The organism is Thalassospira sp. B30-1 (assembly GCF_015767575.1).
Taxonomy (GTDB): domain Bacteria; phylum Pseudomonadota; class Alphaproteobacteria; order Rhodospirillales; family Thalassospiraceae; genus Thalassospira; species Thalassospira xiamenensis.
In genome coordinates this window covers 3710029-3732212 of record NZ_CP065232.1, presented here as the reverse complement: position 1 = coordinate 3732212, position 22184 = coordinate 3710029, and the positions used below count along the sequence as shown (strand labels likewise).

The 22184-nt window shown below is 52.7% G+C and carries 19 protein-coding genes; 12 read left to right on the top strand and 7 right to left on the bottom strand.

What is annotated here, in order from left to right; all coding sequences use genetic code 11:
- Positions 1–18: 18 nt before the first annotated feature.
- Entirely contained in the window at positions 19–942 is a 924-nt protein-coding gene (locus IT971_RS17500) for a LysR substrate-binding domain-containing protein (RefSeq protein WP_007090071.1), read from the bottom strand.
- A gap of 166 nt (positions 943–1108) precedes the next feature.
- On the opposite strand from IT971_RS17500, the gene IT971_RS17495 reads away from it, so the two are divergent.
- Together IT971_RS17495 and IT971_RS17490 are read left to right on the top strand one after the other, a co-directional pair.
- On the top strand, positions 1109–1636 hold the full coding sequence (locus IT971_RS17495; RefSeq protein WP_065701699.1) for a peroxiredoxin: 528 nt from the start codon (positions 1109–1111) through the stop codon (positions 1634–1636).
- Positions 1637–1794: 158 nt separating this feature from the next.
- Positions 1795–2331 (top strand): carboxymuconolactone decarboxylase family protein, encoded by a 537-nt coding sequence (locus IT971_RS17490; RefSeq protein WP_065701698.1) that lies wholly within the window; start codon positions 1795–1797, stop codon positions 2329–2331.
- Between the two features lie 85 nt (positions 2332–2416).
- Here the strand turns inward: IT971_RS17490 and IT971_RS17485 are convergent, their stop codons facing one another.
- The gene (locus IT971_RS17485) at positions 2417–3376 is read right to left on the bottom strand and encodes a glycosyltransferase family 2 protein (protein WP_065701697.1); all 960 of its coding nucleotides are present in this window, start codon (positions 3374–3376) and stop codon (positions 2417–2419) included.
- 53 nt (positions 3377–3429) lie between these two features.
- Between IT971_RS17485 and asnB the strand changes: the two genes are divergently transcribed.
- Positions 3430–5211: an asparagine synthase (glutamine-hydrolyzing) gene (gene asnB, locus IT971_RS17480; protein ID WP_175484465.1), complete on the top strand. Its 1782-nt coding sequence runs from the start codon at positions 3430–3432 to the stop codon at positions 5209–5211.
- 98 nt (positions 5212–5309) lie between these two features.
- On the opposite strand, the gene IT971_RS17475 is transcribed toward asnB, so the two are convergent.
- Together IT971_RS17475 and IT971_RS17470 are read right to left on the bottom strand one after the other, a co-directional pair.
- Positions 5310–6095: an alpha/beta fold hydrolase gene (locus tag IT971_RS17475; RefSeq protein ID WP_065701695.1), complete on the bottom strand. Its 786-nt coding sequence runs from the start codon at positions 6093–6095 to the stop codon at positions 5310–5312.
- A gap of 116 nt (positions 6096–6211) precedes the next feature.
- Entirely contained in the window at positions 6212–7414 is a 1203-nt protein-coding gene (locus tag IT971_RS17470) for an aspartate transaminase (RefSeq protein WP_065701694.1), read from the bottom strand.
- Positions 7415–7720: 306 nt separating this feature from the next.
- Here IT971_RS17470 and uvrB point away from each other — a divergent pair, with 306 nt between their 5' ends.
- Together uvrB and IT971_RS17460 are read left to right on the top strand one after the other, a co-directional pair.
- Positions 7721–9871, top strand: coding sequence for an excinuclease ABC subunit UvrB (gene uvrB / locus IT971_RS17465; RefSeq protein WP_065702130.1), 2151 nt, complete (start codon positions 7721–7723; stop codon positions 9869–9871).
- Positions 9872–10014: 143 nt separating this feature from the next.
- Positions 10015–10779, top strand: a complete 765-nt coding sequence (locus IT971_RS17460) for an ABC transporter substrate-binding protein (RefSeq protein WP_065701693.1) — start codon at positions 10015–10017, stop codon at positions 10777–10779.
- A 28-nt stretch (positions 10780–10807) separates the two neighbouring features.
- Here the strand turns inward: IT971_RS17460 and msrP are convergent, their stop codons facing one another.
- A complete protein-coding gene (gene msrP / locus IT971_RS17455) occupies positions 10808–11776 on the bottom strand; it encodes a protein-methionine-sulfoxide reductase catalytic subunit MsrP (RefSeq protein WP_065701692.1) in 969 nt (322 codons plus the stop codon).
- A 275-nt stretch (positions 11777–12051) separates the two neighbouring features.
- On the opposite strand from msrP, the gene IT971_RS17450 reads away from it, so the two are divergent.
- From IT971_RS17450 to IT971_RS17420, 7 genes are all read left to right on the top strand, one after another.
- A complete protein-coding gene (locus IT971_RS17450) occupies positions 12052–12945 on the top strand; it encodes a LysR family transcriptional regulator (RefSeq protein WP_065702129.1) in 894 nt (297 codons plus the stop codon).
- A gap of 89 nt (positions 12946–13034) precedes the next feature.
- Complete coding sequence (locus tag IT971_RS17445; RefSeq protein WP_065701691.1) at positions 13035–13886, top strand: putative hydro-lyase; 852 nt, start codon at positions 13035–13037, stop codon at positions 13884–13886.
- A gap of 39 nt (positions 13887–13925) precedes the next feature.
- Positions 13926–14978: a TRAP transporter substrate-binding protein gene (locus IT971_RS17440; protein WP_062960805.1), complete on the top strand. Its 1053-nt coding sequence runs from the start codon at positions 13926–13928 to the stop codon at positions 14976–14978.
- Positions 14979–15008: 30 nt separating this feature from the next.
- Positions 15009–15557, top strand: coding sequence for a TRAP transporter small permease subunit (locus IT971_RS17435; protein ID WP_223304858.1), 549 nt, complete (start codon positions 15009–15011; stop codon positions 15555–15557).
- Complete coding sequence (locus IT971_RS17430; protein WP_065701689.1) at positions 15554–16834, top strand: TRAP transporter large permease; 1281 nt, start codon at positions 15554–15556, stop codon at positions 16832–16834. The genes IT971_RS17435 and IT971_RS17430 overlap by 4 nt, the downstream gene beginning before the upstream one ends.
- Before the next feature lie 133 nt (positions 16835–16967).
- Positions 16968–17651: a DUF2848 domain-containing protein gene (locus IT971_RS17425; protein WP_065702128.1), complete on the top strand. Its 684-nt coding sequence runs from the start codon at positions 16968–16970 to the stop codon at positions 17649–17651.
- Positions 17652–17703: 52 nt separating this feature from the next.
- The gene (locus IT971_RS17420; RefSeq protein WP_065701688.1) at positions 17704–18984 is read left to right on the top strand and encodes an amidase; all 1281 of its coding nucleotides are present in this window, start codon (positions 17704–17706) and stop codon (positions 18982–18984) included.
- Positions 18985–19063: 79 nt separating this feature from the next.
- Here IT971_RS17420 and IT971_RS17415 read toward each other — a convergent pair whose 3' ends face one another.
- Positions 19064–19534 (bottom strand): Dps family protein, encoded by a 471-nt coding sequence (locus IT971_RS17415; RefSeq protein WP_065701687.1) that lies wholly within the window; start codon positions 19532–19534, stop codon positions 19064–19066.
- A gap of 122 nt (positions 19535–19656) precedes the next feature.
- Positions 19657–21744: an elongation factor G gene (locus IT971_RS17410; RefSeq protein WP_074624788.1), complete on the bottom strand. Its 2088-nt coding sequence runs from the start codon at positions 21742–21744 to the stop codon at positions 19657–19659.
- Between the last annotated feature and the right edge of the window lie 440 nt (positions 21745–22184).

Genomic DNA, 22184 nt, shown 5'->3' with positions numbered 1-22184 from the left:
CTGGGTGGTACTGCACAATCAGGCGACATGTGATCGTTCACAGGTTTCAAGTGTATTGCGCAAATAGGTCCCCAACTGGCGGAACTCCTTTTTACGGGCGGAACTGCGCCGCCAGACCAGTCCTATACGTCGAACCGGAACCGGATTCTGGAAAGGAAGGATGGCGAGAGAGTCGGGGCGGCGCGCCTCCACCTCCAGCGACATTTCCGGAAGCAGGGTGGAGCCGATCCCGGCCGATACCATCTGAACCAGCGTTGACAGGCTGTTGGCCTGGAAATCGGCAGATTTGCTCCAGCCGGCTTTCTGGCAGACTTCCAATGCCTGATCGCGCAGGCAGTGGCCGTCCTCAAGCAGCAGCAGCTTTTCATCCTTGATGTCGGTGATGTCGATTTTCTTTTTGCGCGTCAGCGGATTGTCCGGGCTACAGGCAAAAACGAATCTGTCTTCGAACAGGTCCATTTCTTCGAGCCAGTTTTCCTCGATCGGCAGGGCAATCAATGCGATATCAAGTTTTCCGGCGGCCAGAAGTTCTATAAGCTTGGCTGTCTGGTCTTCGCGCAGGAAGGGCTGCAATTTCGGGAAACCGGCCCTGAGGCGGTTGATGACATCAGGCAAAAGATAGGGGCCGATTGTCGGGATCACGCCAAAATTGATCGGACCTGAAAGGGGTTCGGTCGCTGACTGTGCCATCATGGTCAGTTCATCAACTTCCTGAAGAATATTTCGCGCCCGCGAGACAACTTCACGTCCAAGCGGCGTGATCAGGACCTGACGCTTGTTGCGTTCCACCAACTGGGCGCCAAGCAGGTTTTCAAGCTCGCTGATGGCAGCCGACAGGCTGGGTTGCGTGATAAAGCACGCTTCGGCAGCCCGGCCAAAATGGCCGGTTTCCGACAATGCGACCAGATATTTGAGCTGCTTTATGCTTGGTTGGGCAGCCATAAATTTTTCCTATCGAACATCGAAATTAATTCTATTGGTCTTAGTTAGTTCATTTAACTACAAATCGCCAGCAAGGAGTGCATTATTGCACTTGCGAACAAAATTTGTACGGCCTGTCGGGGGCCGTCTTTGGGATAAATTCAAACCAAGGTTAGGAGTAACCAATATGCTTACAGTTGGCGATACGCTTCCAGAATTCAATCTTACCGGCGTTTCGGGCAAAGGTCCTGACAGCTTCGTACCGGTTACCGACAAGTCCTATGAAGGCAAATGGAAGATTCTGTTCTTCTGGCCGAAAGACTTCACCTTTGTTTGCCCGACCGAAATCGTTGGTTACGGCGAACTGAACGGTGACTTCGAAGACCGCGATGCGGTTCTGCTTGGTTGCTCGACCGATACCGATTTCGTCCACGCTGCATGGCGTACCCACCATGAAGATCTGGGCGACAGCCCGTTCGTATGGCTGGCTGACGAGAAAAAAGAACTGTCGAACGCGCTTGGTGTTCTGGCCAAAGGCGAAGGTGTTGCTTTGCGCGCGACCTTCATCATCGATCCGGACAACATCATCCGTCACGTTCAGGTTAACGACCTTTCGGTTGGTCGTAACCCGCAGGAAGCCCTGCGTATTCTTGACGCGCTGCAGACCGACGAACTCTGCCCGTGCAACTGGAACCAGGGTGAAGCAACCCTTTAAGGTTTTCCAGACCGATTTGGATCCGGGCTTTTGCCCGGATCCGCTTTCAGTCCATCGGTGAAATTAATCCATGTGCCCGCAAAACTTGCGGTGTGCGCGATGGCTGAGGGCCTTTTTCAGTTTTGAATTTCATTCTTCAGTTAAAAGGAGATGCTTCAATGTCTTCCATTTCCGAAATCAAAGACGTCATGCCGGACTATGCCAAGGATCTGAAGCTGAACCTTAGCAGTCTTGCCAACAATCCGGGTATGACCGATCAGCAGGTCTATGGCACTGCCCTTGCGTGTGCCTATGCATCGCGCAACGCAAAGCTTCTGAAAGCTGTTGCCGCCGAAGCCAAAACCAAGCTGAGCGACGAAGCGTTTCAGGCTGCCAAGGGTGCGGCGGCGATCATGGGGATGAACAATATCTATTATCGGTTCACACACCTTGTGTCCGAACCGGAATACGCCACCATGCCCGCGCGCCTGCGCATGAACATCATCGGCAAGCCAGGCATCGACAAAGCCGATTTCGAGCTGTTCTCGCTTGCGGTTTCGGCGATCAATGGTTGCGGGATGTGCATCGACAGCCACGAGAAAGTTCTGAAAAACGCGGGTATCAAAAAAGAAACCGTTCAGAATGCTGTGCGCATTGCATCGGTGATCCATGCGGTCTCGGTTGTTCTGGATGCCGAGGATGCATTGGCGGAATAACTGCTCGTAGATTTGACCAAATTTAAAGAAAGGCTCCGCAGCAATCGCCGTGGAGCTTTTTGTTTTCAGCGGGATTGATGCGGGATTACTGGTTGTTTTGAATGCGAGGCGTCCATTCGGGGGGGCGCTCAGGCAATCCATTCGGGGTGAAAGCAGATAAACAATTATAAGTTGCCTTCTTTAAGTCTGAGGGAATGAAAAGTTTGGAATAGATATATCGTATGAAGTGTTTGAATGGGCTATTTCCAAGTTTTCGTGCATACCGATAAGCTCTTGAGCAGGAGCGCTTGTAAACTGCAATAGCGACATCGCGTTCATTCGGTAAAAGTTCGTGCGCAAAATAGTAAATGGCGCAAATAGAGTCATAGCGGCTACGTGCAATTTGCGATGAAAGTCTTCCGGGGGCTTCTTGAACCATCATTGCAACATTTTCTGTTATTAGAGAAATTTTTTCTGTCATTGCTGTCGCTCTGAGTGCAATAGTGTAGTCAGGGGAGCGTAAACGAGTATCGGCTCCGCCAAATTTTTCAAAAAGTGATTTTTTTATCAGCATACAGCTGGAGTTATGCGGAAAGCTTTTAATGAAGCGTTCTTGTGATTGTTTTCTATTCATTACAACATAATTATTTCTGTTTGTTTCCCCCATCTGATTGGTGGCGTCTTCTGATTGAGAAAAATACCCAAAGGATCCAATCACAAAATCGACTTTATTCTCTGTCGCGATTTCATACATGACCCGGGTCGACTCTCTACATGGAATGTCATCACCATCCAGCAGGCGAATCCATTCGTATTGTGCTGCAGAAGTTCCAACATTTGTGGCGACGGCTGCACCTTGATTTTCTTGTTCAATTACAGTGAACCCGCTCGGCAATAAATGACCGTGCTCATTTATCAAATCTACGGATTCATCCGAAGAGCCATCATCAACAAAGATGTATTCTACAGCCTCTGGCTGTATTGAGTTTTCAGCAGCCAGGCATTTTATGACGTCAAGGATATACGGTGCTTTATTGTAAACGGTTATTACGTAGGAAATTTTCATATTTTAATTTACTCGATGTGATTCTAATGTCGCAGTCACGAAGAGACTCATTTTTGGCAATAAAAGGTAGCGCTGGCAAGATGTGTGGAATATTTGGTCATACCAATTTGAGCATCGAGAATATTGAAGCTTCTCATCAGGCCCTTCACACATTGACCCACCGAGGCCCGGATAGCTGGGGGCATAAAGTTTGTGACTCAGTCTATGTCGGGCATCGACGGCTAAGTATTCTGGATTTGTCTGAAAATGGCTACCAGCCAATGGAGTCTGAAGGAATTTATCTTACTGTTAATGGTGAAATCTATAATTATCGAGAGCTACGCTCTCGGTTGATCAAAGATTTCAATGTAAAGTTTCGTAGTGATAGTGATAGTGAAGTTATTCTTCATGGGTATAAGCATTGGGGAGTTGATACTCTTCTGGCGGAAATTGATGGAATGTTCGCTTTTTCTATATATGACAGTAAGGATAAAAAGGTCATTTTGGCCCGTGACCATGTTGGTGTGAAGCCATTGTATTATGGTTTAATGAATGGCAATTTTTTTTGGGCTTCAGAGTTAAAGGCAATAGAAAAATTTTTAGGTGATGAAAATCTAAATATTGATCCAACTGCAATATACGATTTTATGACATATTCATATATTCCATGCCCAAAAACGATGTATCGGGATGTTTTTAAAATTGATCCAGGTCACTATGTAACTTTTTGTCTGGATTCTTTAATTGTAGAAAAGAAGAAATATTGGAGTCTGGATTTTTCTTATCGTAAAGATGTGACGGATTGGCCATCTTTCATACGTGAACATTTGGGAGAAGCTGTCAATGAGCAACTTGTCTCCGATGTTCCTGTCGGGTTTTTCTTGAGTGGAGGTGTTGATTCAAGCGCTGTGTGTTGCGAGGCGAGCAAGATTCTTCCCGAAATACAAACATTCTCAATTGGTCATGTTGATGAAAGCGATGATGAGTCACCTTATGCTCGGATGGTTTCAGATAGGATTGGTTCACGACATTTTGAAAAATTCTTCAGTCAGGATATCGCGAACGAGAATTTTGCTCTTTTAAAAACTTTTTACGATGAGCCATTTGGAGATGTTTCCGCGCTGCCGACAAACGAGGTTTGTCGACTGGCCCGTGAGCATGTTACCGTTGTTTTGACAGGTGATGGTGGAGATGAGCTGTTTGGCGGTTATTCTTCGTATTCTCTTGCTAAGAGGGTTTTCTCGAAGGAGCGTGTTAAATGGGCATGGTTGAGGCCAATCGCTGTATTTTTGAAAACTTATGCTCCTCATCGGTCTCTCATAAAGAAATCCCAGAGGTTTGAGGCTGAGATTCTTGAGGATCCAATGGAACGTTGGGCTGCTCTTAAAGGTGGGATAGTCAAAACAGATCGTTGGAAGAGATTATGGGCGAAGGCGCATAACATCCCGTCATCATACGATGATTATTGGTATTTCAGGAAGTTCGACAGGCCGGATCTCTCTCCGAGGACAAGAGCCCAATACATTGATTTTCATACCTACATGCACGATTCTGTTTTGACGAAGGTTGACCGCGCCAGCATGGCGGTCGCTTTGGAAACTCGTGTTCCTTTTTTGAGCAAAAAGATGATCGCGGCGGCTTGGTCTATTCCCGAAGATGTACGTTACGAGGGGAATGAGCTCAAGGCTGTTTTAAAAAGTGCATATAGTAATCAAATTCCGCACTCAGCGTTGTTCCGCAAAAAACAAGGTTTTGGCATCGGTAGAATTCGGAAGTCTGACCGCCTGTATGATCGAGCCAAAAACATTCCTAAGCAAATATTAGGAAAACTATTCCCGGATATTGTTTCTGGTTAATGTGTTTCTCTTTTCAATGTCGGCTGATTTTTCGAAGAAAAATTCTTAGATTCGACGTGCAAAATAAAAAAAAAGGTCCTGAAATAGAACCTTAATATCTAAGATAGAAAAATTGAAACTGCTTCAATGATCTGATCCGGTTGATCGAAATGCGGGATATGGCCGCAGTCGGCAAGGATCATTTTGGTCGCAGTACCGCTGACCTTGTCGCAAATAATGTGGACCTGCTCGTCGCTGCCGAACTGGTCGTCATTTCCCTGAATGACCAGTATAGGGCAGATGATGTTGGGCAGTTCGTCAATCATCTGCCAGTCGCGAAATGCCGGTTGGCGCCACGTATCGACCCAGGCACGGAATACGTCATCGGTCTGGAAGAAATGATGGCGTTCGAGTTTTGATTTCCAATCCGTACTGGCATAGATCGATGCCGCTTCATTGATCCCGGCAATCGTGACGTCCTCGACAAAAACATGTGCGGCTTCACTGATGACGGCACGAACATTGTTCGGGAACCGGGCGGCATATTTAAGCGCGATAGTGGCCCCGTCACTGTGGCCAAACAGGATCGGGCGATCAAGGCCAAGTTCCCTGATCAGGCCATGGAGATAGATATCGGTTTCCGTGTTGTGGAAATCGATGGGCCGCGGGATATCGTCAGGGCCGTGCGGATCGGATTTTCCGTGACCGCGCCGTTCGTAAACAATTACCGGATGGCCGGTTGCCGTGGCGAGCTTTGCCGGGAAATCGCGCCACATGCGGATGGTCCCTAGTGCCTCGTGCAGAAACAGCATCGTTGGGGCATCCGGCCTGACATTGGTCGGGATGATCTGCTGACAGGACAGGCTGATGCCGTCCACAGTGACGTAGAAATTCTCGTTTTGCATGGTGCGTCCGATTTATCGGTAATTTAGTGCGTAAATATTGAATTGGATAATGGACAAAAAAACGGGGCCCGGCAAGTACCGGACCCCGTCGAATTTTCCGTGATCGGAAAACCGGCTTATTTCAGCGCGGCACAGGCACGTTTGATGCGTGCGCAGGCTTCGGTCAGTGCCTCGGTCGAGGTGGCATAGGAAATGCGGAAATACGGCGCAAGACCGAATGCCGAGCCCTGAACCGCGGCAACGCCTTCGGACTCAAGAAGGTATGTCACGAAATCGGTATCGGTTTCGATGACTTTGCCATCCGGGGTTTTCTTGCCAATCGTGCCGGCACAGGACGGATAGACATAAAACGCGCCTTCCGGCTTTTTGCAGGTCAGACCTTCGCATTCATTCATGGCCTTGACGACCAGATCGCGACGTTCCTTGAACACTTCGGCGCGTTCTTTCAGGAAGTCCTGCGGGCCGTTAAGGGCTTCGACCGATGCGGCCTGACTGATCGAGGAGGTATGCGTGCTGGACTGCGATTGAACCTTGTTGATCGCCTTGATCAGTTCAGCCGGGCCTGCGGCATAACCAAGACGCCAGCCGGTCATGGCATAGGATTTCGACACGCCGTTACAGGTGAGCGTACGCGATTTCAGTTTCGGTTCGACCTGTGCGATGGTGGTGAATTCGAAATCGTCATAGACGAGATGTTCATACATGTCGTCGGACATGACCCAGACATTTTCATGTTTGAGCAGAACATCGGCAATTGCGCGCAGTTCGGCGCGCGAATAAGCGGCACCGGTCGGGTTCGATGGCGAATTCAGAACAACCCATTTGGTTTTCGGCGTGATCGCGGCTTCGAGTTCGGCAGCCGTGATCTTGAAGTCGTTTTCTTCCTGGCATTCGACAACAACCGGAACGCCTTCGGCCATCAGGGTCATGTCTGGATAGGACACCCAGTACGGTGCCGGAATAATGACTTCATCACCCGGGTTCAGCGTTGCAAACAGCGCATTGAAAAGCGTCTGTTTCCCGCCGCAACCGACGGTGATTTCGTCGATAGTGTATTCCAGGTCATTTTCACGTTTGAACTTCGCGACAATCGCCTTGCGCAATTCCGGAGTGCCAGCGACCGGAGTATATTTGGTCTTGCCAGCATCAAGGGCTGCTTTGGCGGCGTCTTTGATGTTGTCGGGGGTATCGAAATCCGGCTCGCCTGCGCCAAGGCCGATCACATCAACGCCGGCAGCCTTGAGTTCAGCAGCCTTGGTGGTGACAGCAATGGTAGGAGAGGGTTTGATACGGCTCAAACGGTCGGCAATAAACGCCATTGGTCTGTTTCCCTGGAATGAAATGAAATAGAAAGAATCGCTTTCTTTCGGTTCGGACCCTACGCCCGTGTTTAAAGCAATTCAAGGCAGTTTCGCGCCTTTTGCGGGTTCTTTGGGATGAAAACGGCCCGTCGCAGCATCCGATCCGAAAGTCATGACGATTTAACGCGATAGTCCGGTGCCTGTTCCGGCATTTTTTGTCCTGACGTCTCCTGACAACTGCTGACAGCAGTTGTCAGGGCCGGGGGTTGCGATGTTGTCGCGGTGGCCTATAACTATAGGCATGTCGAAAAAGGGGTCGATCCAATGAACGCGCCGATACATGACGGCTTGCCGGAATTCTTGCTGAAACGCCGCCCGCCGGTTGCGGGATCGCGGGAATTCAAACTGGTGACGGATTACCAGCCCGCTGGTGATCAGCCAAAGGCGATTGCCGAGCTGATGGAGGGGATCACTCGCGAAGAACGCGATCAGGTGCTGCTGGGGGTGACCGGGTCGGGCAAGACCTTTACCATGGCCAACATCATCGCAAAGACGCAGCGACCGGCCCTTGTACTAGCCCCGAACAAGACACTGGCGGCACAGCTTTATTCGGAAATGAAGGCGTTTTTTCCGGAAAACGCGGTCGAGTATTTCGTATCCTATTACGACTATTACCAGCCCGAAGCCTATATCCCGCGCTCGGACACCTATATCGAAAAAGACAGTTCGATTAACGAACAGATTGACCGGATGCGACATGCGGCAACGCGCGCGATTCTGGAGCGCAATGACTGTATCATCGTGGCGTCTGTTTCCTGCATTTACGGTATTGGCGCGGTCGAGACCTACCTTGAGATGACACAGCGGATTGCGGCTGGCGATGAGGTTGATCGCAACCTGATCATGAAGCGGCTGGTCGAGTTGCAATATACCCGCAACGACGCCGCATTTTCGCGCGGGACATTCCGGGTGCGTGGTGACGTTCTGGAAATCTTCCCGGCCCACGCCGAAGACCGGGCATGGCGTGTTTCCATGTTTGGTGACGAGGTCGAGGAATTGGCAGAGTTTGACCCGCTGACCGGGCACAAATTTGCCACCATGGACTCGGTGACCGTCTATGCCAATTCGCACCATGTCACACCGCGTCCGACACTGGTGCAGGCGATGACCGGCATCAAACAGGAATTGAAAGACCGGCTGGCGCAGTTCCAGCAGGAAGGAAAACTTCTGGCGGCCGAACGGATCGAGCAGCGCACGATGTTCGATCTGGAAATGATGGAAACCGTGGGCCACTGCAAAGGGATTGAAAACTATTCCCGCTGGCTTTCGGGCCGCAATCCGGGCGAACCGCCACCGACATTGTTTGAATATCTGCCGGAAAATGCGTTGCTGTTTGTTGATGAAAGTCACGTTGCCGTGCCGCAGATCGGCGGCATGTTCAGAGGTGACTATAATCGCAAATTCACCCTGGCCGAACATGGCTTCCGCCTGCCGAGTTGCGTGGATAACCGCCCGCTTAAATTCGAGGAATGGGAAGCCATGCGCCCGCAAAGCGTGTTTGTGTCAGCAACGCCGGGCAATTGGGAAATGGAACGCACGGGCGGTGTATTCACCGAACAGGTCATTCGCCCGACTGGTCTGATTGATCCTGTTTGCATCATTCGTCCGGTGGAAACACAGGTCGATGATCTGCTGGCCGAGGCAAAGGCATGTGCCGCCAAGGGGCAGCGTGTTCTGGTCACGACGCTGACCAAACGCATGGCCGAGGATCTGACCGAATATCTGCATGAGCATGGGGTGCGGGTCCGTTACCTGCATTCGGATATCGACACACTGGAACGGATCGAAATCATTCGCGATCTGCGGCTTGGCGTGTTTGATGTTCTGGTCGGCATCAACCTTTTGCGCGAAGGTCTGGATATTCCTGAATGTGCGCTTGTTGCCATTCTGGATGCGGACAAGGAAGGTTTCCTTCGGTCGAAAACATCGCTGGTGCAGACCATCGGGCGTGCGGCGCGTAACATTGATGGCCGGGTCTTGCTCTATGCCGACAAGATGACCGACAGTCTGGAATATGCGATTGGCGAAACCAACCGCCGCCGCGAAAAACAGATTGCCTATAACGAAGCCAATGGCATCACGCCAGAATCGGTGCGCAGCAAAATCCGCGATGTTCTGGAAAGCGTTGCCGAGCATGATTACGTCACGGTCGATACCGGCGTTTCGGGTGATGTCCTGATCGGGCACAATCTGCGTGCGCATATCGAAGACCTTGAAAAACGCATGCGTGAAGCCGCTGGAAACCTTGAATTCGAGGAAGCAGCCCGCCTGCGTGACGAGATCAAGCGCCTTGAGGATCAGGAACTTGGCCTTGCCGATGCCGGGCCGATGGCACGCAGTATCGGAACCATCGGGCCGGGGTCAAAATCGGCCAACAAGTCGAAATACAAGGGGCGTCGGCGCAGCGGACCTTGAGGCCTGTTCGTCTGGATAGTTGTCTGACATTTCACCGTAATCATATAAGTTGATTCTAATTGAATGGCCTTGAATTTTTAGACTAAGGAAGCAGCCTTTCGTTGAAATCGATCAGCTAGCCGGTCTGCCGGACGGAGACGCTTTTGCCGGGCTTTGCGCACCGCCTGATTGCATTATGTGCCCTGATTGTTTTGTGCGGGGGCGGGAAGGCTGTGCTTGCCACAGAATTACTGGTTGCAATAAACGATGCGCCGCCTTACCGCATTGTTGCCGGGGAAGGGCAAGAGCCGGAATTTTCCGGCATATATGTCGAGGTTTTGAAAGAAGCAGCATCACGTGCCGGGCATACTTTGCGGTTTGATGTGGTGCCGTTCCGTCGGGCCCTTTATCTGATGGAAGAAGGTGGGGCGGATATCATGCTGGGACCGAACCGTTCGGCAGAGAGGGAGAAATTCATGTATTTCTTCGATGCCGCACTGCCCGACGAACCAAAAGCGATTTATCAATCGGCACTAACCCCGGATATCAGGCAGATTGAAGGGCTGGCAGGCCAGCATGTCGGCGTGCTTCGCGGTGCGTCCTATATCGATGCGCTGTCGTCCGAAGAAAGTATCGAATGGGTGGAAGCAGCAGACTATCTCACACTGTTTCGGATGCTCAATCAACAGCATGTCGACGCGGTCATTGTGCCGGAATTGCTGGCAGCGGATTTGCTGAGCGACAAGAATCTGGCGGTGCGCAAGGCAAGTCTGGTGTTGCAGGGCGAACCTTCCCTTATCGGTCTGTCGCGTAAGTCGCAGTTCTTTCTCAGCCGGGAATATCGCGGTCTTGAGAAAGAACTGGTCAACATGCGCGACGATGGCACCTTTGATGATATTTATCGCCGCTACGCGGGATCGGGGTCATGAGGGCCACCGATCCCGTGACGTTTGGCCGTTACATGAACAGTTTTTCGTCTTCCATGCCCTTGTAAAGATCCGCGACATATTCCTCGTAGCCATTGTAAAGCTGTGTCGGGACTTCATCCCCGGTGGTCAGCAGGCGTTCCTGTGCCTGGCTCCAGCGCGGGTGGGGAACTTTTGGGTTCACGTTGGCCCAGAAGCCATATTCGCCGTCGTTAAGCTGTTCCCAGAAACTGACGGGGCGTTTGTCGGTAAAGGTAAATCGGACAATCGATTTGACGTTCTTGAAGCCGTATTTCCACGGAGTGACCAGACGCAACGGCGCACCGTTCTGTTTGGGAAGCGGTTCGCCGTAAATGCCGGTCGCGATCATTGCAAGTTCGTTGGTGGCCTCGCTGATTGTCAGGCCTTCGATATAGGGCCATGGATACCAGAACTGCCGCAGGCCCGGCATGGTGTCCTTTTGTTCCGCAGTTTGCATTTCGATGTATTTTGCACCTGAAAGCGGTTTGGCATAATCGACCAGTGCCTTCATCGGGAAACCGGTCCAGGGCACGGTCATCGCCCAGGCTTCTACGCAGCGGAAGCGATAAACGCGTTCTTCCAGCGGCATTTTGCGCACCAGATCCTCAAAATCGATTTCAATCGGTTTTTCAACCATTCCGTCAATCTTGACCGTCCATGGGCGGATTTTCATCGCCTGGGCAGCATCGGAAATGAATTTGTGCGATCCGAATTCATAGAAGTTGTTATAGGTCAGCGCCTTTGATTTGTCGGTAATGGCGCGATCAACAACGTAAGCCGGATTGCGCATCGCCGGATAAAGATCGGCGGTGGGATCGGATCCCTGGGCCAGTGCGCGACCGATGGGCAGGCTGGTTGCTGCGGCGCCGATTGATCCTGCAGCAATGCCCTTCAGAAACTGGCGACGGTTTTTGTAAACGGATTCCGGGGTCACATCGCGTTCGGCGATTTCCCAACCCTTTTTGCGGCGTATCAGCATCTAACCCTCCAAACTGGCTGTGTTCAATGTCGAAGGAAAAGGCGCTTTGGGCAAGTAACGCCTCGGTGAGGGGGGAGTGATGAGCATTTCTGGTGTTGTGCAATTAAGCCAGAATGCCCGAAAACGTATCTTTTCTATGGTCATGTTTTGCATACGATCCCAAAACCGCGATGGATTGATCGTGCCAGATGATCGGTTGCAGGGTATTGTGATCTTAAATCAAACGATCCGACTGACAGGATCGACGATACAGTTGCTATTTGGGGAACGAAAACGTGTTTGAATTCAAAGATATCGAGATTCTGCAGGATATCGTCAAGGCAGGGGGCTTTCGCGCGGCGGCCCAAAAATATGATCTGTCCCAGTCGGCGATTTCATCGCGGGTTTCCGCACTTGAAAAAAGACTGGGCATCATGCTGTTTGACCGGTCCAACCGGCAGGTGCGTTTGACGGCGGCTGGTCTTCGTTTTCTTGAAGAAGCGCAGCGTTTATCGCGCGCACGCGATCGTATCTGGCAGGAATTGACCCATCCGGGGGAACTGAGCGGCACGGTCCGCATTGGCGTGGCGGAAACCATCGTTCATACGATCCTGACCGACATGTTGAACAAGCTGAAAGACGATTACCCGAAAGTCCGTTTCGAATTGTCGGTTGATACATCCGGCCAATTGGCGATGACCATGGCTGATGATGCGCTTGACGTTGCGATCATGCTGCGGGAATCGGTGCCACAGGGGGCGGTTGCCGCGGCCCTGAAACCGGTTCAACTGGGCTGGTATTGCACCGGATCGATGGAATTACCCGATCATCCGATGTCGCTGGCGGAGCTTGCCGAGCATGCTATTGTCACCTTCCCAAAGGGAACACCTCCGTTTCGCGAGGTCGAAAGCATCTTTTCCGCGCCCGATATTTCGCCGCCAGCATTACATGGATCGGCGTCACTTTCGACCGTAAAACACCTTGTCGGCGGAGGTTTCGGGATCGGGGTTCTGCCGTCCCTGATGGTTACAAATTCCGTTTGGGATGAACATATTAAGGCAATCCCGGTGCAGGAAGAAGCCCGGCTGACCGACCTTCATTTTGTGATCAGTTATTACCCGGAACGCAATCGTGAAATTGGCGAGGCCGTGATCGAGGCGGCCAGATTGTTCGATCAAACTGATCGTTAAATTAGATCATAAATTGACTAAAATGATTTCTTGACAAGATCGGTTGAGTTTCTCAAGCTTGTTTCGAGGCTGAGAACAGGACCGAATAAATGAACGCGACAAAAAGCGCATCTTGTTCCCCGACGACCGTTTCGGAATCTGCATCGACGATATCGCCGCTGGCTTTGCGACACGCAATCCGTTCCGGAAAACATCGGGGCACCACCACCGGCTATGCATCCGGGTATCTGCAGGGCAATCTTGCGATCCTGCCGGCAAGCTATGCCGACGAGTTCCTTAAATTTTGTGCCAAAAACCCGAAATCCTGCCCATTGATCGGCATGTCCGAACCGGGTTCGCCGTATATCCCGGAACTTGGCACCGATCTTGATATTCGTACCGATCTGCCGGGCTATCGTGTGTTTCGTGGCACGACTGATTTTGACAGTGTTTCCGATCTGAGTGCGGTTTGGCGCGATGATCTGGTGACCTTTGTTCTCGGTTGTTCATTTTCGTTCGAGGCGGCGATTACTCGCAGTGGTGTGCCACTGCGTCATATGGACGCCAATCGGAACGTTCCGATGTATGTAACCAATATTGCCACCACCCCGGCCGGGCGTTTCCATGGCCCGCTGGTGGTTTCGATGCGGTCCTTCAAACCATCCGATGCCATCCGTGCCATCCTTTATTCCGATCGTTATCGCCTGGCGCATGGTGCGCCGGTTCATATTGGCGATCCGGCCAGCATTGGCATTTCCGATCTCATGAAGCCGGACTTCGGCGACGAACCTGTCGTGGACGAGGGGGATATCCCGGTTTTCTGGGCCTGTGGCGTTACGCCGCAAATGGCGATCCGCAATGTTTTGCCGGACCTTGCCATCACGCATGAACCCGGTCTGATGCTGGTGACGGATGTCCTGGCAGAAGCCGCGGAATTTTCACTGCAGACAAAGACCGCCTGAAATCACAAATAAAACCTAGCTATCAGAGAGGACCATCTCATGAAAAAGACAGTATCATCGTTACTTGCCGTTTCTGCCCTTGGTGCGGGCATGATGGCAACCCCTGCCTTTGCCGAAGACCTTTCGGTTGTTGGCAGCTGGAGCAGCCTGCCGCTGAACAAGCAGTTTGAAACACCGTTCTGGACCGAAGAACTGCCCGCCGCATCAAACGGCGACATTAATGTCCAGATGACCACCCATGATCAGATGGGTATCGGCGGCGGCGACGTTTTTCGTATTCTGAATGATGGCGTTTTCGATGTTGGCATGACGGTTGCCGATTATGCGGTTGGCGATGCCCCGGAACTTGAAGGCCTAGATGTGCCGCTGGTTGCCAACACAGCCGAAGAAGCAAAGGCGATGGTTGAAGCCGCCCGCCCGATGGTCGAAGATATCTTCAAGGAACGCTTCAATTCCAAGGTTCTTGCAATTGCGCCATACCCGCCGCAGGTCGTTTTCTGCAAGGGCGATGTGACCTCGCTTGAAGACCTGAAAGGTAAAAAGGTTCGTGGTTCGGGCCGCATGACCACCAAGTTCCTTGAGGCACTGGGTGCCAACGGTGTGAATGTTGCGTTTTCCGAAGTACCGGGCGCGCTTGAACGTGGTGTGATTGATTGTGCCGTTACCGGTGCTGGTTCGGGATACAGTGCGGGTTGGTGGGAAGTTTCCGACCACCTTATGACCATTCCGCTTGGTGGCTGGGACCCGGTTGTAACAGCGATGAATTTTGACAAGTGGAACAGCCTGTCGCCGGAAATGCAGAAACTGATTACCGACGAAGTCAATTCCAAGTTCGAAGCCCCGGCCTGGGCCGCAGCCGCAGGTGCTCTTGAAGCCGATATCGCGTGTCTGACCGGTAATGGAACCTGCCCGGCAGGGAACCCGGCGAATATGACCCTGGTTGAGGCATCTGATGCCGATCTTGCCAAGGCCAAGGAAATCCTGACGACCGTTGTCTTGCCGGAATGGGCTGAACGTGCAGGTGCGGAGTGGGTTACGCGCTGGAACGAAACGGTTGGTAAAGCCGTCGGTGTTACCGTACCTCTGAGCTAAGCAGAAAACCAGCCGGAGGAGGCCGCAACCGTGACTACCTCATTGATTGCGGCCATCCGCCGCATTAACCGCATGATCGCGTTGCTTGTCGGACTTGTTCTGACAGGCTGCGTGGTCCTGATCATCGCAGATATTCTTTTACGTGAAGTCGGCATTTCCTTTGGGGGGGCGGACGAAATATCGGGTTATGTGATGGCCGGCGTTGCCAGTTGGGGCATGTCGTATGCCCTGACGGAACTGGCGCATGTCCGTATTGACCTTATCCGTTTGCGTCTGCGCCAGCGTGGCAAGGCAATGCTTGATCTTCTTGCGATCATTGCCCTTGCCGGAACGTCGATTGTTATTGCCGTTCAAAGCTGGCCGGTTCTGCAAAAGACGATTGAACGCGGGTCACGCGCCAATACTCCACTTGAAACGCCATTATGGATACCGCAATCAATCTGGCTTTCCGGCTGGATATGGTTTGCCGTGTGCTCAAGTGTTCTGGTCATCCTGACATTGTCGCTTCTGGTCAAGCGTAACCTCGAGCAGGCCGATGCGCTTGTTGGTGCCCGCTCCGAACTGGAGTTGGAAGCATGATCTTTACAGTTACCACATCGCTTCTGGGGCTTTTGGCCCTGTCCATTCCGGTCGGGATTGTTCTGTTCCTGCTGGGTTTCGGGGTTGATCAGCTGTTTTCGCCTTTCCCGCTTTTACGCGGGCTTGGGCAGGTGGTCTGGTCATCGTCGAATTCATCAACCCTGATCGCCATTCCGTTCTTTGTGCTGCTGGGGGAAATTCTGGTGCGCGGGGGCATTGCCGAACGCACCTATGAAGCCCTTGATAAATGGTTTTCATGGCTTCCGGGCGGATTGATCCACGCCAATATCGGTACCGCGACGATGTTTTCGGCAACGTCGGGATCATCTGTTGCGACGGCGGCGACGGTGGCAACCGTTGCCATGCCGCAGGCCGAAAAGCTCGGTTATGATCCGAAACTGTTTTCCGGTGCGATTGCCGCGGGTGGGACGCTTGGCATCATGATCCCGCCTTCGATCAACCTGATCGTCTATGGCTTCCTGACCGAAACATCGATCCCGCGTCTTTTTTTGGCCGGGTTGATCCCGGGGCTTCTGATGGCGGTGGCCTTCATGATGGTCACGGCGATCCTGTGCAAGATCAAGCCGACCCTTGGCGGCACAAGCCGTTCATTCACCTGGTCGGAGCGGATCGGCAGCCTGCAGCATCTTCTGCCGATTGTGGTTCTGTTCCTTGTGGTGATCGGGTCGATCTATGCCGGTTGGGCAACGCCAACTGAATCGGCCGCCGTCGGGGTTGCGATTGCGATGCTGATTGCGGCATTCAATCGCGGTGTTTCCCGCGAAATGATCGAACGCTGCCTGTATGGCACGGTTCGGATCACCGCGATGATCATGCTGGTGATTATCGGGGCTTATTTCCTGAACTTTACCCTGACTGCCGCAGGCATGGGGCGCGAGCTTAAGGACCTTCTGACCGGTTTGAATTTTTCGCCGATGGGGACTTTGATGGTCGTGATCCTGCTTTACATCGTGCTGGGTTTCTTCATTGAAACCCTGTCGCTGATGGTGGCGACCATCCCGATCATTGTGCCTATCATGACCGGCATGGGATTCGATAAGGTCTGGTTCGGAATCCTCCTGATCGTTCTGATCGAGATGGCCCTGATCACACCGCCTGTCGGACTTAATCTTTACGTTGTGCAGGGCGCACGCAAATCAGGTCGATTGTCCGATGTGATGCTGGGCGTCATTCCGTTCGTTCTGGTGATGCTTGCCATGATCGCCCTGCTTGTCGCGGTGCCGTCCGTCGCCCTGTTCCTGCCCGACATCCTTTGATCCGGTCGGGATAAACACGCGCGACAACACGCATCATGTCTTGATCTTTTGTGCCTTCGGGGCGGACCGGGAACCGGTCCGCAACCGCCAGATGCGCGCAAAATTTGTAAAAATCAGAATTGGGATAACGCAAATGCAGATGAATTTTATCCTTGATGGCGGTGTCGTCAGCTTTGAAATCGGCCATTGCACGGTTGCTGGCTGGACCGGCCGCGATGCCAAGGCAATCCAGCATCACATTGACGAACTGGCCGCTATCGGGGTCAAACCGCCTTCGACCGTGCCGCTTTATTACCGCACATCGTTTGGCATGCTGACCCAGGCACCGGTGATCGAGGTGGTTGGCAAAGGCACATCGGGCGAGGTAGAGCCGCTGGTGATTGCAAAGGATGGTGTTTTGTATCTTGGACTGGCATCCGATCATACCGACCGCGAACTTGAAGCCCATTCGGTTGCACTGTCAAAGCAGATTTGCGCCAAGCCGGTCGCCAACACGATCTGGAAATTTGACGATGTTGCCGATCATCTGGAACAGATCGAACTGAAATCCTGGATCCGTGAAGGCGACAGTGATGAATGGGTTCCATATCAGGAAGGCACGATTGCATCGATCCGTCCGCTTTCCGATCTGATCGAAGGTTCGGGGCTAAAGTCAGCAGGGGCTAATGGCAAGGCGGCTGCGATGCTGTGTGGAACTTTTGGTGCGAAGGGCGGGGTGCGTCCGGCACGTTCGTTTAAAATGGCGATGCATGACCCGGTACGGGGGCTGAGCATTACGCACAGCTATGACATTGTTGAATTGCCTGAAATCGCCTAGGCTCGGTTTCAGAAAATTTCCATAAAAATCAGAACGTAACGGAGGCAGCCCGATGGGTGCGATCATCGACAAGGCGAAGGCGGCAATCGACAGGGTCGATCAACTGGGCGATTTGGCAGCCAGGATTTTCACCGAATTCGACCGTGACCGCATTTTGCGTGACGCCGCGGCGGCTGAAGAACGAGTGGCGCAATCGGCAACAGACTTGCCGTTGGCCGGTATGCTGGTTTCGGTAAAGGACCTTTACGACGAGGCCGGTGTGACCACCACGGCAGCATCAAAATTGTTGCAGGGTCGCCCGGCGGCATCGCGGGATTGCGAAATCGTTGCGCGTATCAAGGCTGCCGGTGCCGTGCCGTTTGGCCGTACAGCACTTAGCGAATTTGCCTATTCCGGTGTTGGACTTAACCCGCATTACGGAACGCCGGGCAATGTGTTTGACCCTGAAGGCATTCCGGGCGGGTCGACATCGGGCGGCGGTTTGACGGTTGCACTTGGTCTGGTCGATATCGCGCTGGGTACTGATACCGGCGGATCGGTTCGCATTCCGTCGGCGATCAACGGGCTTTATGGGTATAAGCCCAGCCGTTTGTGGATTTCGGGCGAAGGCATTCATCCGCTGGCCAAAAGTTTTGACACGGCGGGTCCGCTTGCCGGTGATTTGCAAACCGCCATAACCGCATTTGAAGTCATGTCGGGCAAAACCGTCCCCGCACAGGATGGCAAACCCGCCCCGATCAAAATCGGTGTGCCGGCCCATGCCTTTGTGAATGATCTTGATGACCGGGTGCGGGCGGATTTTGATGCGGTTTGCAAAAAGCTGGCAAATGCCGGACATCAGTTGATCGAGATTGATCTGGGCTTTTTGGCCGAAAATGCCGTGATCAACAAAATTCTTGTCGCGGCCGAGGCGCATAAAATCTATTCACAGGATTTCAAGGCGCTTGAAACTTGCGGCGATCCGCGTGTTTTGAACCGGATGCGTTTCGCCGATACACTAAGTGCGGCAGACCTGATTGATGCCTATGCCAAACGGACCGACGTGATTGCGATGTTCAGTTCGGCAATGGCGGATGTCGATGTGATGATTGCACCAACCTTGCCGATGATGGCACCCAAGATTGCCGAAGTTGAGGCCGACTTCGATCGTTTGAATGCAATGATGTTGCGCAACACATCCTATCTGAACCTTTCGGATGCCTGCGCCATATCGATCCCGGTTCCGGTTGGTGATGGTGTTGCACCGGGGGCGTTGATGATTGCGGCACCGCACGGGCATGATTTTGCGGTTCTGCGTGCGGCAAGGCGGATTGATCCGTTACTGCGCGGATAGGGTTCGGTTGGCGAAGCCGGATACGAAGAAGGCCCGGAAATCCATCCGGGCCTTCTTGTTGAGCACGACGTTTTGCGTCTTAGCTTTCCAGCAGGGATCGCAACATCCAGGCGGTTTTTTCATGGACCTGAATACGTGCGGTAAGCAGGTCTGCGGTGGCGTCATCGTCTGACGAGTCGCAGATCGGATAAAGTGAACGCGCGGTCTTGATCACGGTTTCATGGCCTTCGACCAATTGCGCGATCATGTCCTTGGCCGCAGGCACACCAGTTTCTTCGGGGATCGAGGAAAGTTTCGAATAGGCCGAAAAACTACCCGGTGCAAAGGCCCCCAGCGACCGAATACGTTCGGCAAGTTCGTCAATCGCCATGGCCAGTTCGGTATATTGTTCTTCGAACATGGTGTGCAGGGTCTGGAACATCGGGCCGGTCACGTTCCAGTGGAAGTTATGGGTTTTGAGATACAGCGCATAAGAATCTGCCAGAACGCGGCCCAAGCCGTCGGCGATTGCAGTGCGGTTGGTTTCATTGATTCCGATATCGATCTGCATGTTGTCACTCCGGTTAAATGGGGCACATGCCCGAAGGTTTTCTCTTTGTCTGCAAAGAGTATCAATCATTGGAAAACTTTACGCCAATCAATAGTTTAATGATTAGCGATAGATCAATTCTATTACTTTTTATGTGGTTTTTGTCGGGCGCTGACGATCAGGTCGGCCTGTTTTCCCGCAATCTCCTGCATGTGCGAGAAACTTCGCGTGAAAAAGCCCGTGCCCTGTGTGAGTGACCGTAATTCCATCACCATGTCGCCGGTTTCGGATGCTGGCATCTGCACGTCGATTTCGTCCCATCCCTGCCAGTCATCCTTGGCGCTGAACCCAAGGATCTGACCACGCCGGGTGCTGACCAGTCGCTGGGCTTTTGACGTGAATTCGGACGGAATTGAAATCGAATATCTTTCGATGGGTTCAAGCAGGATAGACTGCCCTTCTTTAAGCGCTTCGGCGATGGCAATGCGCCCGGCCATCTGAAACGCCTGATCCGAACTGTCGACCGCGTGATAGGACCCGTCAACCAATTCAACCGCGATGTCGACAACCGGAAAACCGAGCGGCCCGGAACGCGTGGCGTCGCGCACCCCTTTTTCGACAGCTGGGATATATTGCCGGGGAATGGCCCCGCCGACGATTCGTTCAGTGAATGAAAAACCTTCGCCGCGTCCAAGGGGTTTCAGTTCGATCTGGGCATCGCCAAACTGCCCGTGACCGCCGGTCTGCTTTTTATATCGCCCGCGCGCCTGGGCCGGTTTGCGCACGGTTTCCTGATAGGCGGTTTCAACAGGCCGGGTTTCGATTTCAAGGTGATAGCGGCTGCGAAGCTGCGCCAGTGCGACCTGAAGATGGATATCACCATGCCCCCGTAAAACAAGTTGTCCGGTATTGTCGCTATGGATGAAGGACAGCGACCTGTCCTGTTCGCACAGATGGCGCAATGCTTCGGTCAGTTTGACGTCATCACCGGGTTTGGTGACTTCCAGCCCTGTTTCATAAAGCGGGGGCAATGGATCGGGCCACAGATTATCCATTTCACCATCGGTGGTGCAGAGCGAGCCGGTTCGAAGATGATCGATGCGCGGCAGGCCGATAATGCTGCCAAATGTGCCGATATCGAGCTTTTCGTGCTTATCGCCAAAGACCTGACACATGCCTGCGACCTTGTCGCGACCAAGTGTGTCGCCATTCTTTAGCTGTCCCGAAAGGACGCGCCCATAACAAAACCGCCCCGCATGGGGCAGATGAACAGTTTTGAAAATCTGGACGGCGGCGACGTTATCTTCCGGCTCAATGCCCAGGCGATGGGCGCAGACATCTGCATTCGGGGCCTCGTGGCGCAACGCCTTTAACAACCGGATGATCCCGTGATCATGTTCGGCAGAACCGAAAAAGACCGGAACAATCAAATCCTTGGCCAGATCTCGTTCAAGATTGTCATAGATCGTTGCTGTTGCCGGTTTCTGATCTTCTAGAATCTGTTCAAGCAGGTTGTCGTCAAAATCCGCCAAAGCTTCGAGTAACCCGTCGCGGACTTCTGTTTCGCGATCCTTGGCATTGGCGGGCAGCGTGATCAGTTTCGACGGTTGCCCTTCCAGATATTGATAGGCCCGTTCGGAAACGACATCGACGAAACCGGTTATCGTATCGTCAGGCCCCTTGCCATCGCGGATTGGAATTTCACGAAGAACAAGTGGGCGTTCCGAAATTGATTGCAACGCATCAAGACTGTCGCGCAGGCGGATGCCGCCATGGTCGGTTTTGTTGATGAAAATCAGGTGCGGAATGCGGTTGCGATCAAGAAATTTCAGGGTCGGTGCGGCGATCATGGCGCGTGTCGGATCGGGTTCGACTACGACGATTGCAACGTCGCATATCATCGCGGCTTCGCGGGCATCCTGTGCAAAGTCGACAGAGCCGGGGCAGTCGATGAAGTGCCATTCCTCGTCAAGATAACGGGTTTGGGCAACTGTCATTTCGGTGCTCATGTGCCGTTCGCGTGCTTCGGCGGTTGCATCACCGATTGTCGTGCCATCGCGAACGGTTCCCTTGCGGTGGACACGGCCGGTTGCAGCAAGGAGGCTTTCAAAAAGGCTGGTCTTGCCGCTGGAATAGGGGCCGATCAATGCTGCGCATCGCGGAACGTGCCGGGGGCCTGAGGGAGAATTTTTGGCGTCATCTTTGTCTTTTGTGTCTTTGGACGGGGGCATGGACATCTCCTTGACGCATCATGGGACGCATGGGACCGGTCCGCGCATGGAAGTTGGTTCTGTCATCGCCCGGTAATGTTTGGCGGTTCCATGTGCTGTTGCCAAGGTGGCAACCGGTCAGGACGTTTCGCGGGCCCGGTTTGTGCCGGGTCTGTTTAGTGCGTGATGTCCGGTCTGCGTTGGCATGCGGGGCAAGGAGCCGGTGCCGGGAGTTAATGCAGGTGCATGCTGAATTTCGGATTGGCACATTCAGGCCAATGTGAAACCGGACAATCTTCAGGATAGATCATTATTGTTCATTTCGCTATCGCGGGTTTGGAGTGGCGTGCGCCTATTTTTGGCCATAATTCGCCCTCAAATGGCCCTATGCGACCTGTTTTCCTGCCCTATTCACAAGGCAGATTAGGCATTGTCAGTCGAGGCAACGGCCAGAACCTTCT

Coding starts and splice junctions, on each gene's coding strand:
- IT971_RS17500 (WP_007090071.1), bottom strand. CDS start 942: ATGGCTGCCCAACCAAGCATAAAGCAGCTCAAATATCTGGTCGCATTG.
- IT971_RS17495 (WP_065701699.1), top strand. CDS start 1,109: ATGCTTACAGTTGGCGATACGCTTCCAGAATTCAATCTTACCGGCGTT.
- IT971_RS17490 (WP_065701698.1), top strand. CDS start 1,795: ATGTCTTCCATTTCCGAAATCAAAGACGTCATGCCGGACTATGCCAAG.
- IT971_RS17485 (WP_065701697.1), bottom strand. CDS start 3,376: ATGAAAATTTCCTACGTAATAACCGTTTACAATAAAGCACCGTATATC.
- IT971_RS17475 (WP_065701695.1), bottom strand. CDS start 6,095: ATGCAAAACGAGAATTTCTACGTCACTGTGGACGGCATCAGCCTGTCC.
- IT971_RS17470 (WP_065701694.1), bottom strand. CDS start 7,414: ATGGCGTTTATTGCCGACCGTTTGAGCCGTATCAAACCCTCTCCTACC.
- uvrB (WP_065702130.1), top strand. CDS start 7,721: ATGAACGCGCCGATACATGACGGCTTGCCGGAATTCTTGCTGAAACGC.
- msrP (WP_065701692.1), bottom strand. CDS start 11,776: ATGCTGATACGCCGCAAAAAGGGTTGGGAAATCGCCGAACGCGATGTG.
- IT971_RS17445 (WP_065701691.1), top strand. CDS start 13,035: ATGAACGCGACAAAAAGCGCATCTTGTTCCCCGACGACCGTTTCGGAA.
- IT971_RS17440 (WP_062960805.1), top strand. CDS start 13,926: ATGAAAAAGACAGTATCATCGTTACTTGCCGTTTCTGCCCTTGGTGCG.
- IT971_RS17430 (WP_065701689.1), top strand. CDS start 15,554: ATGATCTTTACAGTTACCACATCGCTTCTGGGGCTTTTGGCCCTGTCC.
- IT971_RS17425 (WP_065702128.1), top strand. CDS start 16,968: ATGCAGATGAATTTTATCCTTGATGGCGGTGTCGTCAGCTTTGAAATC.
- IT971_RS17420 (WP_065701688.1), top strand. CDS start 17,704: ATGGGTGCGATCATCGACAAGGCGAAGGCGGCAATCGACAGGGTCGAT.
- IT971_RS17415 (WP_065701687.1), bottom strand. CDS start 19,534: ATGCAGATCGATATCGGAATCAATGAAACCAACCGCACTGCAATCGCC.
- IT971_RS17410 (WP_074624788.1), bottom strand. CDS start 21,744: ATGCCCCCGTCCAAAGACACAAAAGACAAAGATGACGCCAAAAATTCT.